12 protein-coding genes, 1 tRNA gene and 2 pseudogenes are annotated in these 17,737 nt (G+C 65.9%); 8 read left to right on the forward strand and 7 right to left on the reverse strand.

Annotated features, from left to right (window positions below):
* Positions 1-3: 3 nt before the first annotated feature.
* The gene (locus tag BAY61_RS04980) at positions 4-1,164 is read right to left on the reverse strand and encodes an FAD-dependent monooxygenase (RefSeq protein WP_091810748.1); all 1,161 of its coding nucleotides are present in this window, start codon (positions 1,162-1,164) and stop codon (positions 4-6) included.
* A 192-nt stretch (positions 1,165-1,356) separates the two neighbouring features.
* Between BAY61_RS04980 and BAY61_RS04985 the strand changes: the two genes are divergently transcribed.
* Positions 1,357-2,157, forward strand: coding sequence for an ion transporter (locus tag BAY61_RS04985; protein ID WP_091810794.1), 801 nt, complete (start codon positions 1,357-1,359; stop codon positions 2,155-2,157).
* Between the two features lie 8 nt (positions 2,158-2,165).
* Here the strand turns inward: BAY61_RS04985 and BAY61_RS04990 are convergent, their stop codons facing one another.
* Together BAY61_RS04990 and hrpB are read right to left on the reverse strand one after the other, a co-directional pair.
* On the reverse strand, positions 2,166-3,020 hold the full coding sequence (locus BAY61_RS04990) for an alpha/beta fold hydrolase (RefSeq protein WP_091810747.1): 855 nt from the start codon (positions 3,018-3,020) through the stop codon (positions 2,166-2,168).
* A gap of 25 nt (positions 3,021-3,045) precedes the next feature.
* The gene (hrpB, locus tag BAY61_RS04995) at positions 3,046-5,457 is read right to left on the reverse strand and encodes an ATP-dependent helicase HrpB (RefSeq protein WP_091810793.1); all 2,412 of its coding nucleotides are present in this window, start codon (positions 5,455-5,457) and stop codon (positions 3,046-3,048) included.
* 257 nt (positions 5,458-5,714) lie between these two features.
* On the opposite strand from hrpB, the gene BAY61_RS05000 reads away from it, so the two are divergent.
* Both BAY61_RS05000 and BAY61_RS05005 read left to right on the forward strand, forming a co-directional pair.
* Entirely contained in the window at positions 5,715-6,524 is an 810-nt protein-coding gene (locus BAY61_RS05000) for a DsbA family protein (RefSeq protein ID WP_091810746.1), read from the forward strand.
* A gap of 115 nt (positions 6,525-6,639) precedes the next feature.
* Positions 6,640-6,712, forward strand: a tRNA-Ala gene (locus tag BAY61_RS05005).
* An 879-nt stretch (positions 6,713-7,591) separates the two neighbouring features.
* Here the strand turns inward: BAY61_RS05005 and BAY61_RS05010 are convergent.
* Positions 7,592-7,780 (reverse strand): annotated as a pseudogene (locus tag BAY61_RS05010) (ATP-binding cassette domain-containing protein); the annotation flags it as partial.
* Positions 7,781-8,139: 359 nt separating this feature from the next.
* Here BAY61_RS05010 and BAY61_RS05015 point away from each other — a divergent pair.
* The 4 genes and pseudogenes from BAY61_RS05015 to BAY61_RS05030 all read left to right on the forward strand — a co-directional run.
* A complete protein-coding gene (locus BAY61_RS05015) occupies positions 8,140-9,141 on the forward strand; it encodes a DUF368 domain-containing protein (RefSeq protein ID WP_211323651.1) in 1,002 nt (333 codons plus the stop codon).
* A gap of 172 nt (positions 9,142-9,313) precedes the next feature.
* Positions 9,314-9,868, forward strand: coding sequence for a hypothetical protein (locus tag BAY61_RS05020; RefSeq protein ID WP_091810744.1), 555 nt, complete (start codon positions 9,314-9,316; stop codon positions 9,866-9,868).
* A gap of 1,024 nt (positions 9,869-10,892) precedes the next feature.
* The gene (locus tag BAY61_RS33750) at positions 10,893-11,015 is read left to right on the forward strand and encodes a hypothetical protein (RefSeq protein WP_256328162.1); all 123 of its coding nucleotides are present in this window, start codon (positions 10,893-10,895) and stop codon (positions 11,013-11,015) included.
* Positions 11,016-11,658: 643 nt separating this feature from the next.
* Positions 11,659-13,957 (forward strand): annotated as a pseudogene (locus tag BAY61_RS05030) (PQQ-dependent sugar dehydrogenase); the annotation flags it as partial.
* Positions 13,958-14,032: 75 nt separating this feature from the next.
* Here BAY61_RS05030 and BAY61_RS33460 read toward each other — a convergent pair.
* The 3 genes from BAY61_RS33460 to BAY61_RS05040 all read right to left on the reverse strand — a co-directional run bounded on the left by BAY61_RS33460 (position 14,033) and on the right by BAY61_RS05040 (position 17,217).
* On the reverse strand, positions 14,033-14,665 hold the full coding sequence (locus tag BAY61_RS33460) for a hypothetical protein (RefSeq protein WP_245865810.1): 633 nt from the start codon (positions 14,663-14,665) through the stop codon (positions 14,033-14,035).
* Between the two features lie 441 nt (positions 14,666-15,106).
* Complete coding sequence (locus BAY61_RS05035) at positions 15,107-15,607, reverse strand: SigE family RNA polymerase sigma factor (protein WP_245865812.1); 501 nt, start codon at positions 15,605-15,607, stop codon at positions 15,107-15,109.
* Positions 15,608-16,662: 1,055 nt separating this feature from the next.
* Entirely contained in the window at positions 16,663-17,217 is a 555-nt protein-coding gene (locus BAY61_RS05040) for a recombinase family protein (protein ID WP_338061449.1), read from the reverse strand.
* A 126-nt stretch (positions 17,218-17,343) separates the two neighbouring features.
* On the opposite strand from BAY61_RS05040, the gene BAY61_RS05045 reads away from it, so the two are divergent.
* Positions 17,344-17,652, forward strand: coding sequence for a hypothetical protein (locus tag BAY61_RS05045; RefSeq protein WP_110057672.1), 309 nt, complete (start codon positions 17,344-17,346; stop codon positions 17,650-17,652).
* Positions 17,653-17,737 lie beyond the last annotated feature (85 nt).

Genomic DNA, 17,737 nt, shown 5'->3' on the forward strand with positions numbered 1-17,737 from the left:
TCTTCACCGCGGCGGCAGTGTGGGCGGCCGCCAGCCGGTCGCCGCGGAGACCGGGCCTCGCCGCGCGGACACCGGAAGCAGGTTCGACGCCCGCAGCGCGCCATCGCGCAGCGCGACGACGACCCGGTTGCGCGGCCGGTTGCTGATCATGCCCGCCATCGCGGAGGCACGGGTGATGGCACTGGTCCGGGGCCTGCGCTCGGCGTCGTAGGCGCGCAGTGCCTCTTCGATCGTCGCGGCTTTGCCCACCGAGGCCGCGAGTACGACGGCGTCCTCGATGGCTTGGCAACCGCCTTGTCCGAGGAACGGGGTCATGGCGTGCGCCGCGTCGCCGAGCACGGCGACCTTTCCCGAGACGAAGGAGGGCAGCGGGCTGGCGAGCACCCTGAGTTCGTGCCGGAGGATCGCCTCCGGCGCGGTCGACTCGACCAGGTCGCGCACGCCCGGGTGCCAGTGCGCGAGGTGGCCGGTCAGGAACTCCTTCGCCGGCCCGTACGGCAACCCTCGCGGCGCGAACAGCGAGGCATACCAGTACCTTTTGCCTCCCGTGAGCGGCACGGAACCGAATTCCGTTCCGGGTCCGAGCGTGATGCCCCTCGCGTGGTTCTGCCTGTCGTCGACGACCGCCCTGAACGCGGTGAAGCCGGTGTAGCGGGTGGCCGCGTGCTCCGGCCACAGTGCCGCCCTCGCGGTGCCGCGGATGCCGTCGGCGGCCACGACGAGGTCCGCCGATTCCGTTGTGCCGTCAGGGAAGCCGACGGTACCGTCCGGGGCGACCGAGCCGACCGGTGTGCGAAAGCGCACCGTGCCCTCCGGCAGCGCCGACCTGAGCAGGTCGGCCAGTTCCGCCCTGTGGACGCCCATCAGTCCTCGCCCGTTGGTGTGCACGAAGTCCGCTTCGTCGACGTGGGTGAGCCGTCTGCCACGGCTGTCCCGGAGCGAGGAGTTCGGTCCCGGCGGGTAGAGGGCGTCGAGCCGGGGACCGAGGCCGAGTTCGGCGAGCGCGTACTGAGCGTTGGGCCACAGTGTGATACCCGCGCCGAGCGCGGTGCCCTCACCTCGCTCGTACACGGTTACCGGCACACCGATCGCACGCAGTCCGATCGCCGCGCTCAGCCCCCCGATGCCGCCGCCGATGACGATCGCGCTTTCCGGTCGGCTCATGTCGCCTCACAGTCTCTGGTCCGCCATCGCGGAGGCTACTCCGCTCGCGGGTGCGGACCGCCTGCCGGTGTGGTCGCTGGAGCGGGTGAACCACCTCGGGTGGACGTCCGTGACCTGCCGCGCTCACCCTCCGACCGGCTTGTCAGGCTCCGGCGCGCGGGCCCGCCACTGTTTCGATGGCACAATGCGCGCATGACCACCGGTGTGCCGAATCGACGTTCCTCACCCAGGTCAACCCTGCTCGACATCGTGATGCTGTTGCTGGCCGCCTTTTCGGTCGCGCTGCTCACCTACGTCACGTTCTTCTCCTCGTCGCCGGAGACGGCGCACACCGTGTTCATCATCGACACCAGCATCTGTGGGGTCTTCTTCCTCGAATTCCTGTGGCGCTGGCGGGCGGCCCGCTGGGACAAGCGGTTTCCGTTGCGGAACTGGTACGAGATCCTCGGTATGATCCCCATCGCGCATCCAGCGCTGCGCGGCTTCCGGCTGTTGCGGATCATCGTCGTGCTCGTGCGCCTCGCCCGCACCGCGGACAGGGCGTTCGGGGAACGGTTCACCCAGCGTCTCGTCGAACGCTTCTCGAAGCCGATCGTGCAGGCCATCAAGAAGCCCATCACGATCGCCGTGCTCGACGAGGTGGTCAAGGTTTTGGAGACGGGCAACTACCCGGAGAACATGGCGCGCTCGCTCAACGACAACAAGGAAATGTTGCGCGAGATCGTGACGGAGAAGCTCAAGAACGACCGGCAGGCGGGCAGGCTCGCCAAGCTTCCCTTTCACGACGAGGTCGTCAAGTCCATTGTGGATACCACGATCAGGGTGATCCTCGACGTGCTCGCCGACGAGCGCATCGACCGGTTCTTCGCCGAAGTGGTCAGGGAGAACAGGGAACAGATCAGGGAAGCCGTTCAGCTCGGCCTTCACGAGAACGACGACGCCGAACTGGCGAGCACACTTCCGGCGAGACCGCAGCGCGAGCTGTACGACTGAGCACGGCTTCAGCTGGTACGGAGGGACCTCAGGACCACGTCCGAATGAGACCAGAGCAGTGCGCCGCCCGCGTCGTTTCGTACCTCGCGACGGGCAGCAGGGATGCGACGAGCGAGCGTCGCCCCGTTGTCCGGTGAATGGCCCGCATCGCGGGCGCCGAACAGGATGGTCACCGGAAGCCGGAGGTCGCCCAGCGGCAGTTCCCATGGCCGCATCGCGATCAGAGTGTCCCGGACGTATCCGGCCCCTTCGTTCGCGAATCCCTCGGCGAGCGAGCGCCGGTAGACACTGAGAAAGCCCGGTTCCGTGTAGTGGGCGCGATCGATGTCGTCCGCCCCTTCGAGGACCATCGACTCCATCGTCTCGGCTGTGAACGTACCCAGGACCCTGGCCGCCTCTGCCGGGTTCGTTCGTACGAGATCGGCCAGCCGGGTCGCCTCAGGGGGGAGCATCGCGTGGATGGCCGGATGCGCGAGTTCGTCGGCCGGCGACACGAGAACCAACCGGGACACCCAGCCCGCGAGGGCGGCGCCGAGCGCGAAGACACTTCCCTGCGAGTTCGCCACAACGGGGATCCTGACATCCTCGCGGCCGAGTACGCCTTCGACGAAGGTCAGGTAGTCCTCGACGGTCGAGCCGAGCGTCCGGTCACTGTGGACTGCCGAGCTGCCCATGCCCGGCCGGTCCATGGTGAGCAGGCGGATGTTCGCCGAGCGGCGGAGATCACCGCCGAAACTCATGCTCTTGCCCGTCGCGGCACCCGCGATGAACAGGACGGGATCCCCGTCAGGGGGACCGAAGTCCAGCCCTGACAACACGCGTCCGCCGGGAGCGAGGGCGTGGACGGGGGCTCCTGAGATCATGTGACCAGCGTAGGCCGCCGGACGGTCAGGTTCGCCTCCGAGTTCCCCTGGCGGGAGGAGCGGTCATGGGATCCTCCGGCCACGGATGTTTCGGATAGCGTCCGCGAAGCTCAGCCCTGACGGCGAGGTAGCCCTGCTTCCAGAACGACGCGAGGTCCGAGGTCACCGCCGCGGGTCTGCCGGCGGGGGACAGCAGGTGCAGCACGACGGGAACCGTTCCTCCGGCGACCTTGGGCGTTGTCAGCCAGCCGAACGTCTCCTGAAGCTTCACCGCGAGGACGGGAGATCCGCTCGAATAGTCGACCCTGATCCGGGAACCGGACGGCACGGTCAGCCGGTCCGGCGCCAGCTCGTCCAGGCGGGCCGCTTCTCGCCAGCTGAGCAATCCGCGCAGGGCGGGTTCCACGGCGATCCTGCCGAGATCGGCTCTGCCGGTGGCCGTCGACAGCTCAGCGGCGAGCCACACGTCCACTTCGGACAGAAGCGCCTGTTCGCTCACGTCGGGCCACGGCTGTCCGAGCCGCTCGTGCAGGAACGCGAGCCGGTGGGCGAGTCTCGTCGCGTCGTCGGTCCAGCGCAGTAGCCCCAGCCCTTCCTTGCGAATGCCGGTGAGCAGCGCGGCCCTGACGGCGGCGGAATCGGGGTCAGGCAGCGGTGTTTCGGCGAGCGTGATCGCACCGAGCCTTTGGATCTTCCTCGCGAGCACGTCGCCGTCGGCCCAGGTGACCTCCTCCGTTTCGGTGAGCTGGGCCGCCGCGACCGTGCGGGCCAGTTTCTCGTCGGCCCTCGCGGCGAGGCGGATCACCGCGTGCGCCCGCCCCGGTTCCCTCGTCGCCTCCGCGACGGCGAGCCATTCGGCGTCTGCGAGGCCGCCCGCGTCGCGCAGTTCGGCCGCCGTACCACTCGCCAGCAGGTACACCGGCGCTCCGCCCTTTCTCCGCCGCGCGAGCCGTTCCGGGTGGGCGAGCGCGACCACGAATGCCGGATCCGGGGTGCCGTCGCCGTCCGGAACGAGCGAGGCCAGCCGGTCGACGTCACGACGCCATCGCTTGCCGTCGGCCGAGCGCCGGAGCCTGCGCAGTTCGTCCTCGACGTCCACACCGGACGCTCCGCCGTCGAGCAGCGCGACGACCTCGGCCGCCGCGCGCGCGCCGACCTCACTCGCCCCGTCGAGCAGCGCCCTCGCGAGCCGGGGGTGCAGACCGAGCGCGGCCATCCGCCTGCCTCGCCGCGTGACCGTGCCGTCCGGTGCCGTTGCCTCCAGCGTGCGCAGCAGCGCTCTTCCCGCGGCCAGCGCGCCCTCGGGAGGCCGGTCCCACCACGCGAGGCCAGAACCGTCCGGAGTGGACCAGCAGGCCAGTTCGAGCGCCAGGCTCGACAGCTCGGCCGTCCTGATCTCCGGCTCCGGATAGGGCGGAAGGCTCGCCTGTTCGTGCGCAGGCCAGCAGCGGAATACGGTCCCGGGGCCTTGCCTGCCCGCGCGCCCGGCCCGCTGCTCGGCGACCGCGGCGGACACCCTGACCGTCGCCAGCCCCGGCAGCCCTCTTCGGTGATCGACGCGGGGGACTCTCGCCAGCCCCGCGTCGACGACGGCGCGGACACCCGGCACGGTCAGGCTGGATTCGGCGATCGCGGTCGCCAGCACGACCCTGCGACGCGGCCCCGGCGTCAGCGCGGCGTCCTGCCCCGAAGCCGCCAGCTTCCCGTGCAGGGTAAGGACATCGACCTCGCCGAGGTTGTCGAGTACCCGCCTTGCGCGGGCGATCTCCCCAGCACCAGGCAGAAAAGCCAGTACGTCGCCTTCCGTCGTAGCCAGCGCCTTCCCGACCGCTCTGGCCACCGTCGCCTCGATCCGCTCGTGCCTCGCGGGCGCGATGTGCTCGACCGTCACCGGGTACGTCGTGGCGTTCGCGGTGACGACGGGAGCGTCGCCGAGTAGCGTGGCGAGGGTGTCGGCGGCGACGGTCGCCGACGTCGCGAGCAGGCGCAGGTCCTCCCGCAGCCCGCCACGCACGTCGACGAGCAGGGCCAGCAGCAGGTCGGCGTCGAGGTGTCGTTCGTGGCATTCGTCGATCAGCACGGTGGAGACGCCGGGCAGTTCGGGGTCGGCCTGCACCCTGCGGACCAGGAGTCCCGAGGTCACCACTTCGATCCGAGTGCGGGCGGAGACCTTGCGCTCACCGCGCACCGAATAGCCGACGGTGCCGCCGACGTCCTCGCCGAGCAGGGCCGCCATGCGCAGGGCGGCCGCGCGGGTGGCGAGCCTGCGTGGTTCGGCGACCACGATGCGGCCGGAGTCACGTTCGGCGAGGGAGAGCGGAACAATCGTCGTCTTGCCCGTGCCGGGCGGTGCGACGAGCACGGCGGCACCGTGTCCGTCCAGCGCTGCGTGCACGTCGGAGAGGACGGCGCCGATCGGCAGGTCCGTTTCGATCATGGCGCTGAGCTCTCCCCGCGGTACGAGATGATCACCGGTGATACCGATGGGATGAACCGTCGGCGGCGCGGTGTCGAGCACATGCCCGCTCCTCACAGGTTTCTCAGGTCGGGTGATTAGCCTAGATATGTGCGCCCGCGACGCGGATGGCTGTCGCGACCACCTAGTCTTCAGCGGACCGTGCAGGCATGGTCACCAGCCGTGACAGGTAGGGGTGGGCCGCACACAACCAGGACGTCAGGAACGAGGACAGACTAGTGGGCGGAGCGGAGCGAACCGCGCGCAAGCGAAGGCAAGAGCAGCAGCGATCGACCGGTTCCCAGGTCGTCGCCAAGGCCAGGGGCAAGAAGGACACGAAGAAGATCATCGCCGCCGTGGTCGCGGTGGTCGTGCTGGCCGGTGTCGTCGTCGGTGGCATCGTGTGGACGAACGCGTCGAAGAACGCGACCGAGGGCCAGACCATCCAGGCAGCGGATGGTGCCGCGGCGACGCACGACTACCCCGAGCGGCGGGACGGTCTCGTCGTGGTCACCGGCAACCCCGAAGCCTCGACCACCATCGACGTCTACGCGGACTTCCTGTGCCCCGTCTGCGGTCAGTTCGAGCAAGCCTACGGTGAGCAGATCAAGCAGAAGGTCGGCGAGGGCGTGCTCCAGGTGCGGACCCACATGGTTCCGATGCTCGTCGAAGCCTCCGACCCGCCCGGTTACTCACTCGACGCGGCCAACGCGGCGCTGCTGGCCGCCGACGAGGGCAAGTTCACCGCTTTCCACGACAGCCTCTTCGCCAACCAGCCGGAGGAAGGCAAGCGAGGCTACGACAAGGAACAGCTCATCCAGCTCGGCCGCGACGTGGGCATCACGAGCAAGGCATTCGCCGACGGCGTCCGCAACGGCACGTTCGACGGCCAGCTCATCGAGGAAATGAAGCGGATCGCCGCCGATCCCTCGCTGGAACAGACCTTCCCCGATGGGCAGCGTGGTTTCGGAACGCCCACCGTCGTGTCCGACGGTTCCATCGTGTCCTTCTCCGACGCCCAGTGGCTGGACAAGCTGCTGGCCAACTGATGTCGTTCCCGTGGTCCCGGTCCGCCGGGGCCACGGGTGGACGTCGGGCCCCCCGGGAGAGGGGCGGGGAGGTGTCGGGTACAGTAGTTGGCACGTGAGTGAGTGATCGCTCCACGGGGCTATGGCGCAGCTGGTAGCGCACCTCACTGGCAGTGAGGGGGTCAGGGGTTCGAGTCCCCTTAGCTCCACTCGTTCTTGATGCCTGCCTGTTCGGCGGGCACGCCTTCCCGACCGGCGATCTTCGTCATCTCTCCTGGGGGCGTAGCCCCCAGACCCCGCCCGGGGAGTTCCCCGGACCCCCGTCGTGGTGGCTGATTGGTTCTTATGCTGACACGTTAGGTCCACTCGATCTCGGTGTCCGAGTGTTCGGCGTGCACGCCTTGCCCGATCATCGTCATGTTTCCTGGGGGCGCGGCCTCCAAGCCCCGCCCGGGGTGTTCCCCGGCCCCCTGTCGTGGTGGCCGGAGCAGAGCGTGACCCCATTCGATATGGGGTCATCCCCAATTGCTCCAGCGGTATCGAGCTCAGCTGGAGCACCCATGGCCGTATGGTCGGCCGCTGCGTGGCTGGCGTCTGAGTGGGAGTCGCGAGCACGACGTGCCGTTGTCCAGCGGTACCAAGCTGGACTTGGGGGAGGTGGGTCCCGCGTAAACGGCGGCGGTGAACAAAGCCACCGAGCTTGGGCTCGGGGCGGGTTCGTGCCTGACATCGTGCGGCATATCGAGGTCACGCAGGCCTCCACCAAGGCGGAAGGAGAAGCCCGCACGATCGTGATCGGCAAAGATCCATGGGCGGTCGATCCGATGACCAACGTGGTGCTCCACGCGCAATATTGGGTCCACGAGCGGCGGTGCCCACCCGTGGAAAAGGTCGCCGAGCTCGCGACGCGGGATCAGGTCGACGCATTCGTCGCTCTGCTTGCCGGGGAAGACGTCAGCGATGCGATCTTGATCCACAGCGGCCGTCCCCGCTTCGACACCGCGATCCCCGATGACGAGCACCCGGTCCGCTTCCTGACGATGCCTGATCACTCCATGAACGTGGGCATTCACGGAGGTCGGGGCGCACTGTCCTACCACGGTCACGGTGTCTGCCGTCGGCAGGTCCAGCCCCAGGATCATTCGCATCGTGGTGCTCGTACCGGCCCCGTTGGGACCGAGAAATCCGGTGACCTGTCCGGGTTGGACAGTGAAACTCAGGTCGTCGACGGCACGCAGGTCACCGAACTGCTTCGTCAAACCACGCGCCTCGATCACGTTGCGGTTCTCCCGATCATCTCGCCCATTTCCCTCGGAGGTTGTCGCGCCGCCAACGCTAGGCAGGGAAACCCGGGAGAACATCGGTCCGTGAACCGAGGCGCAGTGCAGTCGAATGAACGGATGGCGCTGGGTGCGCTACCGCTTTCGTCATGCGTGTTGCTACGACTTTCGTCGATGCACCAACGAAAGTCGGCGTGGGCGGTACCCGTAAGCTGGAAGTCGCGCGATGCACGCATCCGTTCGGCCGGCGCCGGTATCGGCATCCCGACCGATGTCGAGCGGGCATCGGTGAACCTAGGTGCAGGGTAAGGCGGGGCCGCCACCGGTCCAGTAGATCGTTCTTGATGGGAGAAGCCGTGACGAAATCGTCCGAACGCGACCGGGCGGCGCACTCGTGGCCGAGATATGGCATCGACATCGTGCGGGGCGCGCTGATCGGTACCGTGGAAACCGTTCCGGGCGTCAGTGGCGGCACGGTCGCACTCGTGGTTCGCGTCTACGACACCGTGATCACCTCGGCCGGTCATCTGTTCTCCGGCCTCCTTCGTGCGGCGTCCGATCTCCCGCGTCGTCGCGGATGGTCACGTGCGGCCGACGAGTTCCGTGCCGTCCAATGGCGCGTTGTCGTGCCGCTGGTTTTCGGGATGCTCGCCGCGCTGCTGCTCATGGCCCGGTTCATGGAGGGATGGGTCGAGGACTACCCCGTACAGACCCGTGCCCTGTTCTTCGGCATGGTCCTGGCTTCGCTGTGGGTGCCGTTTTCGCTGAGTACCCAGACGTCGCGGGAACCCGGTGTCAAAGCACGGTGGGGATGGCGCGACGGCGTCGTCGCGGCCGGGACTGCCGCGCTGGCCTATGTCGTGGTGAGCCTGCCGCCGGGAGAGGTCAGTGTCACGCCGCCGGTCATCGTTCTCGCGGCGGCCGTAGCGGTGTCCGCACTGGTGATACCTGGCCTGTCCGGATCGTTTCTCCTCCTGAGCATCGGCCTCTACGAGACCACCCTCTCGGCGGTCAACAACCGAGATCTCGGCTACCTTGCACTGTTCGCGCTTGGCGCGGTCATAGGGCTCGCCTCGGTCGCCAAACTGCTGCAGTGGCTGCTGGCGCATCGTCCGCGCATCACCCTGGTGGTCCTGACCGGGTTGATGGCGGGCAGTCTCCGGGCGCTGTGGCCATGGCAGGACGACGACCGCGCGCTGCTCGCGCCCGGCGAGCACTCCGGCACCGCGCTGGCACTGGCGCTACTCGGGCTGACGATCGTCCTCACGGTGTTGCTCGTCGAGCACCGCATGAGGACCGCCGCCGGGCGGGAAGCGAACCCGGTGGGCCAGCCGCCGACTGGCACGCCCGGCAGGTGATCCCAGACGTCGATGGCTGCCGTGTCCGCGAAGTCGACGAACATGGATGGTGATCAATTGTGGGACACATGGGCGGACATCCGGGATGTCGGCGTACAGTCGCCTGGTGCGTCCATTTCACTCCGTCCCGCGCGCAGTTCGGTGCAACCGGGGCTTCGGGTGGTACTTCTGGATGACGATGGCGATCCTCGGTGTCGTGACGCTTATCGCTGTCGCCGCCCTGTGGTCGAGCGGACCGGCCGAGGCGGTGCCCGTGCTCGGGATCGGCGTCATCGCAGTGGTGATCGTCGTCGCCGTGCGAGCCTTCGTCCTGCCGAGTCTGGAGATCAACCTCACCGACGGAGTGCTACGCGCCCGTCGCCGCACGACGCGGCTCTCCGCGCTCACCGCCGTCTCGATCACCGACCACGGTAGGGCCGGCGTCTGGGCCGAGTTCGCTGGAGTCGATGGGAAGCGCGTCGCGCGGATGTCGATCTCCGGGACCCTCTTCGCGAGCCCGGACAGCGTGCAGTGGACCGCCCTGCGCTACGCGATCCACCAGGCCGCGGGCTCGGGCGGAGCCTGGCCCGGCATGCCTGCGCCGATCCCGGATGGTCAGATATCAGCGGGAGCCGTCTTGGAGATCCTCGACGCCCAGATCTCCTGGTGCCAGGCGGGAAACAGATCTGCCTCCCGGCGCGCCCCCGCCGCGGCTCTGATCAACCGCAGAACCGCCTTCCTCTCCTAATACGTGGCGTGGAACTGTATGCACGACCCCTTTGACTACGGGTATAGGTTTGGATGGAACAATTCTCGTAAGGGTCGCAGTTTAATGCCGTCATCGCCTGGGAGAACCTGGCGCGAGCTGACCAAGCTGTACAACTTGTGTCGCGACGTCGTACATGGAAACAAGACGCCCGACTCGCGGGAGATTGTTCCGAAGCCTCAGAGGGCGTTGGAGGTGCTGTAGCTTCGTTTCGTGCCTTGTTCACAGACCGGCTGGACCTACTGGCCGACTGCAAGGATGGCGACGCGCGTAGCAATCCGGAGCACGCCTGCGCGCACAACGGCATCCAACGGCTGCGAACTGCATTGAACGGCAGCGTTTTTCCTGAGGTTTCTCAGTTCGTGCAGGTGGAAAGGTCCAGTCCACCTGACGGCAGTGAGAGTCCGCTTGGTTTCACAGTTTTCATGTTTGCGCAGTCGGGCTTTGTTTTTTGCCGAGGCGAAAACTTGTCTATTGTGGACTTCGCTGAAGTTACGTCAGTGAGACCCTTTTGGCGGGCGTGCTGTCGGGTTCTCGGTGGTCCTGCGGGTCGCGCTCGGATTTTTTGCGATCTCCGTGTTGTGCCGAGGGAGGCGCGGATCAAGGGCCCGCTGGTGCGTTTCGGCGATCGCGGTGGTCTGCATGCGCCGCTGATACAGGTGTCGGGGTTCGGTGTTGCCGAACGAATTCCCCACTGCCTGCCGGGAGACGATGAGCCCTCGGCGCGCAATTCACGCGGGGCGCTCTGCACTGTCATCGGTGCGACGCCGAAAGCCGCTGCCAGTTCGCGTCGAGACGGCAGCCGCCGGAAATGGGGACGGTAGTCGTCCCAATCCAGCTCGAAGCCCGCCATGCTAGCTCACTGACCGCATTTTGCTTGCGGGGTTACGACGTCAGCCCTGAGAGCGTGCGGTGCTGCGGGCTGGCGTCACTATCGTCAGGTTTCCGCATAGGGCTCGACGAGATGCTGCTTTCCCCGGCGGTGCAACAGGCGTGCTCTGCGCGAATGATCCTGCCGATTGGGGTAGGGAAGCCGGTACAACTACGGTCCGAGTTCGACGCCTCGGTCGACCGAGGTGAGTCGGTCGTCTCGGCGGCGTCGGGGTTCGGAGTGGATGCCTCGCTGTGAATTACAGCAGAATTCATTGTCATCAGGAAAGATGCAGAGAAGGCGCTGGAGGGGTTTATGGCGAGGGTAATCCGGATTGACTTGGTCGCTATTTGACGGAACCGAGGCTGCGCAGAGTGTCGCTCATTACGTGCACCTTCAGGAACTGGATGCCGTAGCTGATCCGATGATCACGTTCACCAACCCGCTCGCTTTGGTCGGCAGCGACGGCCAACTGTTTACGCAGGTGAGAACCAGCTGACGGTCTCCTCCGGGGTCGCGGTCGGTGGCCGGTGCGGGCGGCGCGAACGCTGCCTCGCCCTCGTGGTGGTAGCGAGCCAGGAGCTTGGACACCCGTGGGGGCGGGCGACTTCGGCCTGGGAACGACCCTCGACAACAACAGCAGTGATTACGAGCCTGGCAGTCGATACCCCCGCAGCCGACCCGCACGGGTTTCCTATGACCCGACATGCTCGTTTCCGATGACCGGAGACAGAGGATTCGATGTTTTGAGACCAGACACCACCGCTACCGCTGCCGATCAGGGTAGTCGTGAGTTCTCGTGGCTGCGCCGATCGCTTTCGTCACCTGATTATGGTCACGTTTTCGTTACGGTCTTGCTCGCTCTCTTGAGGGACTGAAACTCAAACGACGATGCGTCGGCATGAGAATCGCTGGGAAACGGTTGCTTGGTCGCGCGTTCGCGCTATTGGGGACCACTCTGGTAGCCGTCGGGTTGCTCACTGTGGCGCCCGCACGCGAAGCCGCTGCCGCGCCGAGTCTTCCTTCGGGTTTCGTGCTGACCGAGCAGCCGAGTGGGCAGGAGCCGTGGAATCTGACTGATTTTGCGTATCTTCCTGACGGGAATGGTCTGCTGAGCACTGGTAAGGAGGGCAGGGTCGCGTGGGTCTCCCCGGAGGGGGCGGTGAGGACGATCGCGACGTTGCCGGTGGTCGCGGAGCAGGACCTTGGCCTTGTTGGTATTGGGGTGGCGGCGGATTACGCGACGTCTCGGCAGATTTATCTGGCTCGGTCGGTGCCGAGTGGTGATGGTTATGTCATCAGGCTTGCTCGGTGGACGGTCACGGGTGGGTATCAGCCGACTGGGCTTACTGGTGAGCGGATCTTGCTTGACCTGGCGGGGGATAGCAATGTTCACGGCATCACGGGAATTGTGCCGGCTGAGGATGGCACGGTGTGGGTGTCCGTGGGTGATATCGCCGGTTATACCGAGGTTGATCCGTTGGCGTTGCGGGCGCAGAATCGTGACCTTCCGCATGGGAAGATTCTGCACATCACGGCTGATGGTCTGGGGGTGCCGGGTAACCCGTATTACGACGTGGCCCGGCCTGGTGCTACGGCGAGTAAGGTGTTCGCGTCCGGCTTTCGTAGTCCGTTCCGGTTCTCCATCGACGAGCGCACCGGTCTTCCTGTTGTTGGTGATGTTGGTTGGAATACGTGGGAAGAGGTCAACGTGGTGCGGCCGGGCGCTAATTACGGTTGGCCGTGCTGGGAGGGTAAGGACAAGACGCCTGGTTACTCGAGGCTGGCGGGCTGTGCGAATGTCGGCAACACCGATCCGATCGCAGTGTTTCGGCATGGCAGCGGGATCGATGGTGGTAACAGTGTCACTGGTGGGATCCATTACACCGGCACTAGTTATCCCGCGGCGTATCGGGGCGCGTATTTCTTCGGTGATTACACGCGTATGAAGTTGTGGACGTTGCGCTACGACGAGCAGGGTGAGGTGACGACGCCACCGCAGAGTCCGCCGATGGGTACCGGCATTGGTCGTCCGGTGAAGTTCGCCGCCGCGGCGAACGGGGACATCGTGTATGCCGACATCGAGGCGGGTGTGTTGCGCAGGCTCAGTTTCGTGGAAGGTAATACGTCGCCGGTGGCCAAGGTGCTCACGTCGACTGATCCGGCGACCCGCACGGTGACCTTCGATGGTTCCGGTTCCTTCGACTTCGATGGTGACGCGTTGACCTACGATTGGGATTTCGGTGACGGTGGCACGGCGACCGGGCAGCGGGTCAGTCATTGGTATGCCGAGGGCACGGAGCGGTTCACCGCGAGTCTGACCGTGACCGACTCTCTCGGTGCGGAGGGGACGACCGAGGTCACGGTGGTTCCGGGTAATCATTCGCCGGTGATCACGCCGAACGTGTCTGAGCAGCGGTTTGCCGTTGGTGAGCCGGTGACGGTCGCGGCGACGGCGAATGATGTCGAGGACGGCAGGCTCGACATCGAGTGGACCAGCGCCGTTGTGCATTGTCCGGAGGAGGCGACTTGCCATTCGCATCCGGGTCCGAGTCATTCCGGTGACGGTTTCACTTATCCGTTTACCGATCATCCGGATTCGCGGATGGAGTTCACCGCGACGGCGACCGACTCCGAGGGTGTTTCGGCGAGTTACACCTATGTCGCGTGGCCGCGTGAGCACCGGGTCACCTTGACCAGCAACGTGGCTGCTTCGCTGTCGATACCCAACGAGACGGGCGGCAGTTCGGCCATGGTCACCGAAGGTGCCGTGGTGAACATCGAAGCGGCGCCGGTTGCCACCGACGGTGTCTCCACCTTCGCGAACTGGTCCAACGGCGACACCGACCCCGCGACCACGATCGTCATGGGCGGATCCGACCTGACCCTGACCGCGAACTACACCACTCCCGTCGCCCAGCGGTATGCCGCCGACACCGCACTGAGAACAACACTCGGCGCACCGCAAGGGCCTGAAGGTACCCAGAGCGGGTTGCATTACCAGGGCTATGCCAACGGCGGCGCACCGAACGGCCGCGACGGGAATATTGGAGGTGCACGGGTCGACCTACCCTCGGTACCTAACGCTCGGCGGTCACGCTAGGGGCTCGCCAATCACCGGCGAGACGAAGACGCCCGACGGTGTCGGCAGGTTCAATCACTTCGCGGATACTCCAGGGACCCTCGTCGCCTCCGTGTACGAGGACGACGCCAAGGTCGTCGCCTGTCCACGCGGCTGCGTGCAGTGTGACGCGGTGCGGCAGACCCCGCGGTGTTCATTGGTTGGTGAGGTCGAATACCGGTTTGATGCCTTCGTCCAGGCGGGTGGGGTTGTTGTTGATCTCGGTGAGGAGGGGGCGGGTGAGGTGGCGTGGTGTGTGGCCGTCGTCGGTTCCGTTGCGGACGCAGCCGGAATAGCGGAGCACGATGTCCTGTGGTGGCTGTTCGTCGTGGAAGTGCAGGCGTAGCACCATGAGGCGGTTGCCGAGGCTGGCCTCAGGTGCGCAGTTGCCGGGTTCGTTGGGGCCGCTGCCTGTGGGTGCGGTGCGCAAGGCCGTGAGCAGGTTCTGGGTGTGGTTCCCGGTGGTTCGGGCCGAGGCGATCAGCGGCGCGGCTTGGGCCTGATTCGGGCTGGTGCTGGTGGTGTAGTGGCAAATCGATATCGATTCCACGGCGTGCGTACTGTCTGCGGGACGGGGTGGGGTGGGTCGGTAGCTGGGGTCGTGGGTTGCGGGGTGGTCAGGTGGGCAGCCGTAGTGGTCTTCGGTGTTGATGGGGCGGGCGGTGGCGAGGATGGCCTCTCCTAGTCGGGGGTCGTTGCTGAGTACGGTGATGGCGGTGCCGGCGATGATGCGGGTGCGCAGTTTCCAGCCGTTGCCGATGTCGCGGTGTTCTGGCTGGTTGTTCATGGCGAACGCGAGCAGCGGGATACGGTGCTCGGGGGGGCGGGAATTCCGCGGCGCAGCCGATGAGAACGGATGCTATGGGACGCTGCACGGCCCCGCGGGCGGTCGGGCGGGGTGTGTCTGCGTTGTAGCACCACTGGGGCCCGTGGCCGTCGTAGGCCCAGTCGGCCGGGACCTGGACTTCGACGTTGCCGTAGGACTCCCATCGGGCCGGGCCTGGTAGCGACGCCACGGGTTCAGACTCGGGCCGGTTGACCACGAACAAGGCGATCGCGGCGATCGCGGCGACAGCGAGTGCCGTCAGCGTGATGGCGGTCCAGGCACGCCGAACACGGCGGCGACGCCCGGCGGCGAGGACATTGTCGGCCAATCCTGCGGCGGCGGGGGCATTGCGGGCGGCGAGTTCGCGTAGTGCACGTCGTAGCTCTCGGCGGCTGGGTGTGGTCATGATGTCTCCTGTTCCGCAGTCGCCCAGCGGCGTAGCGACTGGAGCGCGTGGTGGATCTGGGAACGCACCGTGCTGACCGAGCACCCCAGGATCTGGGCGATATCGGCGTCGGGGAGGTCGTCGTAGTAGCGCAGCACGATCGCCGCGCGTTGCCGCAACGGCAATCGCTGGCACAGTTGCTGCACCTCGGCCACCGTGACCACCATGTCGGCGTGATCGTTCAGGTGGGTGTCCGCGTGTGCGGGGAGGTCGGCGGTGAGGTGTTCGTGGCGCAGTACTCGTCGCCAGCGGGATGTGCGGCCATTGATGACGCAGCGACGCAAATATCGGGCGGGGTCGCCGGTTGCGGTGATGCGTGACCATCGTGGGTAGGCGGCGGTGAGGGCTTCCTGCACGGCGTCAGCGGCTTGGTCGTGGTCGCCGGTGACGAGGTAAGCGAACCCCAGCAGGGCATCACCGTTGTCCGCGATCCAGACTTCCATGGCCTGCTCGTCCACCGGTACCTCCACAGATACACACGCCGCAGACGCCCGGTTCATTGCATCCCGAATCACCATGAACCTTCAAGAAGGTCTGCTGACAACCTGTCCATCCGCACCGCATGAAGGCACGGTTCTAGGTCAGCACTCTGACGTGAAAGTAGTTCGTCATCGCGAAGACTTTCTTGCGCAAGGTTCTGCCTGTCACGACCTGTCGGTGATCGCCGGGCGTCAAGGAAACGTGCTATCACCGGAGTCTCTGAATAGGGGCACACGCGCGATCGTCCGAGGGGAGGCAGCCGACTCACAGCAGCAAAAGGCGATGTTGCCCATTCGTAGTCGGGCGTGACCTGGCCAAGGCGATCACCAAGAGCGAGTCCGCAAGGGACTGTGCCCGCCGCGGCGTGGGGTGGCCGACGGGAGTGGAGTCGGTTCGGGAGTTGGATTAGCGCCTTCAGGGCTTCTACCTGAGGATTTGTGTTGTAGTTAGTTCCCTTAAGAACCTTGCATAAGCGGTCCTACCTGCGGAGGGCGCGGGCCTTTCGGCGTAGAGTTCCTGCGTCTTGCAGGGGTGTAACCCTGCACCGGTCGGGGCGAGCAAGCGGCCGTCGTCCCTTTGTTCGCGTAGCTCCTCTAACGTCTACGCGCGGAGAAGTTCGCCTCCGGGTGACCATTTTCGTTATCGGAGTTCTAGGGGTGTTCGGCCGCTTCGCGGGCATCGGCCAGGGCCGAATCTCGATCGCGCAATGGTCCACTACCTCGTCTTGGGCGCAGGCACGGACCCTATACCTCATCCCCGCCAGGTAGCGAGGAACAGGTTATGGTGAGCGTCCATTGTGGTACGACGATCAATGTTGACACATAACGATTATTGACCGTGACTTTCCGACACGTTTTCGGCTGGCACGGGTCTCGACGGATTCGGGGCCTGAAATTGAGATTGTCGTCAATCCTGTTGCGGTTTCGATAAGAACGGGATGAACGGTTTTTCGTCTCCGGTGAGATATCTTATTGTACTTTCGTGGAAGGGGTATCCGACGGTCGTCATGTCCACTTAACTGTGGGGTGTGAAGTTAGCTCTGCATTGGGTGCGGTAGAAGTTGGTAAGCGCGCGGGTGACAGCGTGTCTTTGCGTCGGCGTGTATGCGTTCCATGCCGTTGATGACGCGGTCGATGATGGTGTCGCGTTCGAACCGGGCGAACAAGCCGAGTATTTGCACCAGCATCCGGCCCATGGGGGTGGCGGTGTCGAACGGTTCGGCGGCCGAGCGGAGCACCACGCCGCACTCTTCCAGTTCATCGAGCAGGGTCACCATGTCGGACAGGTTCTGGGAGAACCGATCTGCCCGGTAGACCAGCGATACGTCGATGAGCCCGGCGCGTGCGGCGGCGAGTCGCGTTGCGGCCCGGGCGGTCGGTGTTCGGGCCGGAGGCGTCGTCGGTGGAACGCCGGACGTAGATGCCGACTCGTACCGTGTCGAGGTCTTCGAGTGTGCGGGTGGTTTTGTGGCCACGCCGTTTCGTCGCTGATCGCGCCATGGTGTGCCGACTCCCAGTCTGGTGTGGCGCCAGCAGTACCACCACATTTGAACTCGTGGTCTGGTGCGCATGCGCCCGGCACGAGACATGCGCCCGAACCAGCAAACTAGCGAGGACGGACTTGAGCAGGGCTCAGGTAAACCTGGTCCATACCGGCGGGGGAGCCAGTAGCATCGGCCGACGATCACGATGCTGACGGGAGCGAGGTGGTACGGGTGTTCCCGGTCGCTGCTGTCCGGTGGTCCGGAGCGGGCTGTCTGGTGGCGCCTTTGCTGTTGCTCGGCCTCATCGTCGGCGTCGTCGTCCAAGATGTGTTCGACGGGATGCGGCTGATCACCGATGTCGGCTGGGTGGCGGGCTTCCTGATCAGCGCAGTGCTGATTCAGAGCGTCGGCCGCAGGCTTAATAGACAGAGCAACCGGCACACGCTCTACGACTCGCCGATGCAGAACTACTGGTGGCTGGCGTTCGTCTGCGCCATCCTAGCTGCCGGGATCGTCCTCCTGACCCGACTGCCAGGCTGATCAACAACCGGCAAGCCTTGGCGCGAACCTCGCCGCACTGGCCGGATCACTGCGAGTGCGATCTCAAGCCGTTCGCTTGAAGTCG

Origin of the sequence: Prauserella marina, from assembly GCF_002240355.1 — a bacterium.
Taxonomy (GTDB): Bacteria; Actinomycetota; Actinomycetes; order Mycobacteriales; family Pseudonocardiaceae; genus Prauserella_A; species Prauserella_A marina.

Bases quoted from the DNA above. Each gene is read 5' to 3' on its own strand.
- BAY61_RS04980 (WP_091810748.1), bottom strand. From the start codon at position 1,164: ATGAGCCGACCGGAAAGCGCGATCGTCATCGGCGGCGGCATCGGGGGG.
- BAY61_RS04985 (WP_091810794.1), top strand. From the start codon at position 1,357: ATGACCACCGGTGTGCCGAATCGACGTTCCTCACCCAGGTCAACCCTG.
- BAY61_RS04990 (WP_091810747.1), bottom strand. From the start codon at position 3,020: ATGATCTCAGGAGCCCCCGTCCACGCCCTCGCTCCCGGCGGACGCGTG.
- hrpB (WP_091810793.1), bottom strand. From the start codon at position 5,457: ATGATCGAAACGGACCTGCCGATCGGCGCCGTCCTCTCCGACGTGCAC.
- BAY61_RS05020 (WP_091810744.1), top strand. From the start codon at position 9,314: ATGACGATGGCGATCCTCGGTGTCGTGACGCTTATCGCTGTCGCCGCC.
- BAY61_RS33750 (WP_256328162.1), top strand. From the start codon at position 10,893: ATGATCCTGCCGATTGGGGTAGGGAAGCCGGTACAACTACGGTCCGAG.
- BAY61_RS33460 (WP_245865810.1), bottom strand. From the start codon at position 14,665: ATGAACAACCAGCCAGAACACCGCGACATCGGCAACGGCTGGAAACTG.
- BAY61_RS05040 (WP_338061449.1), bottom strand. From the start codon at position 17,217: ATGTCTCGTGCCGGGCGCATGCGCACCAGACCACGAGTTCAAATGTGG.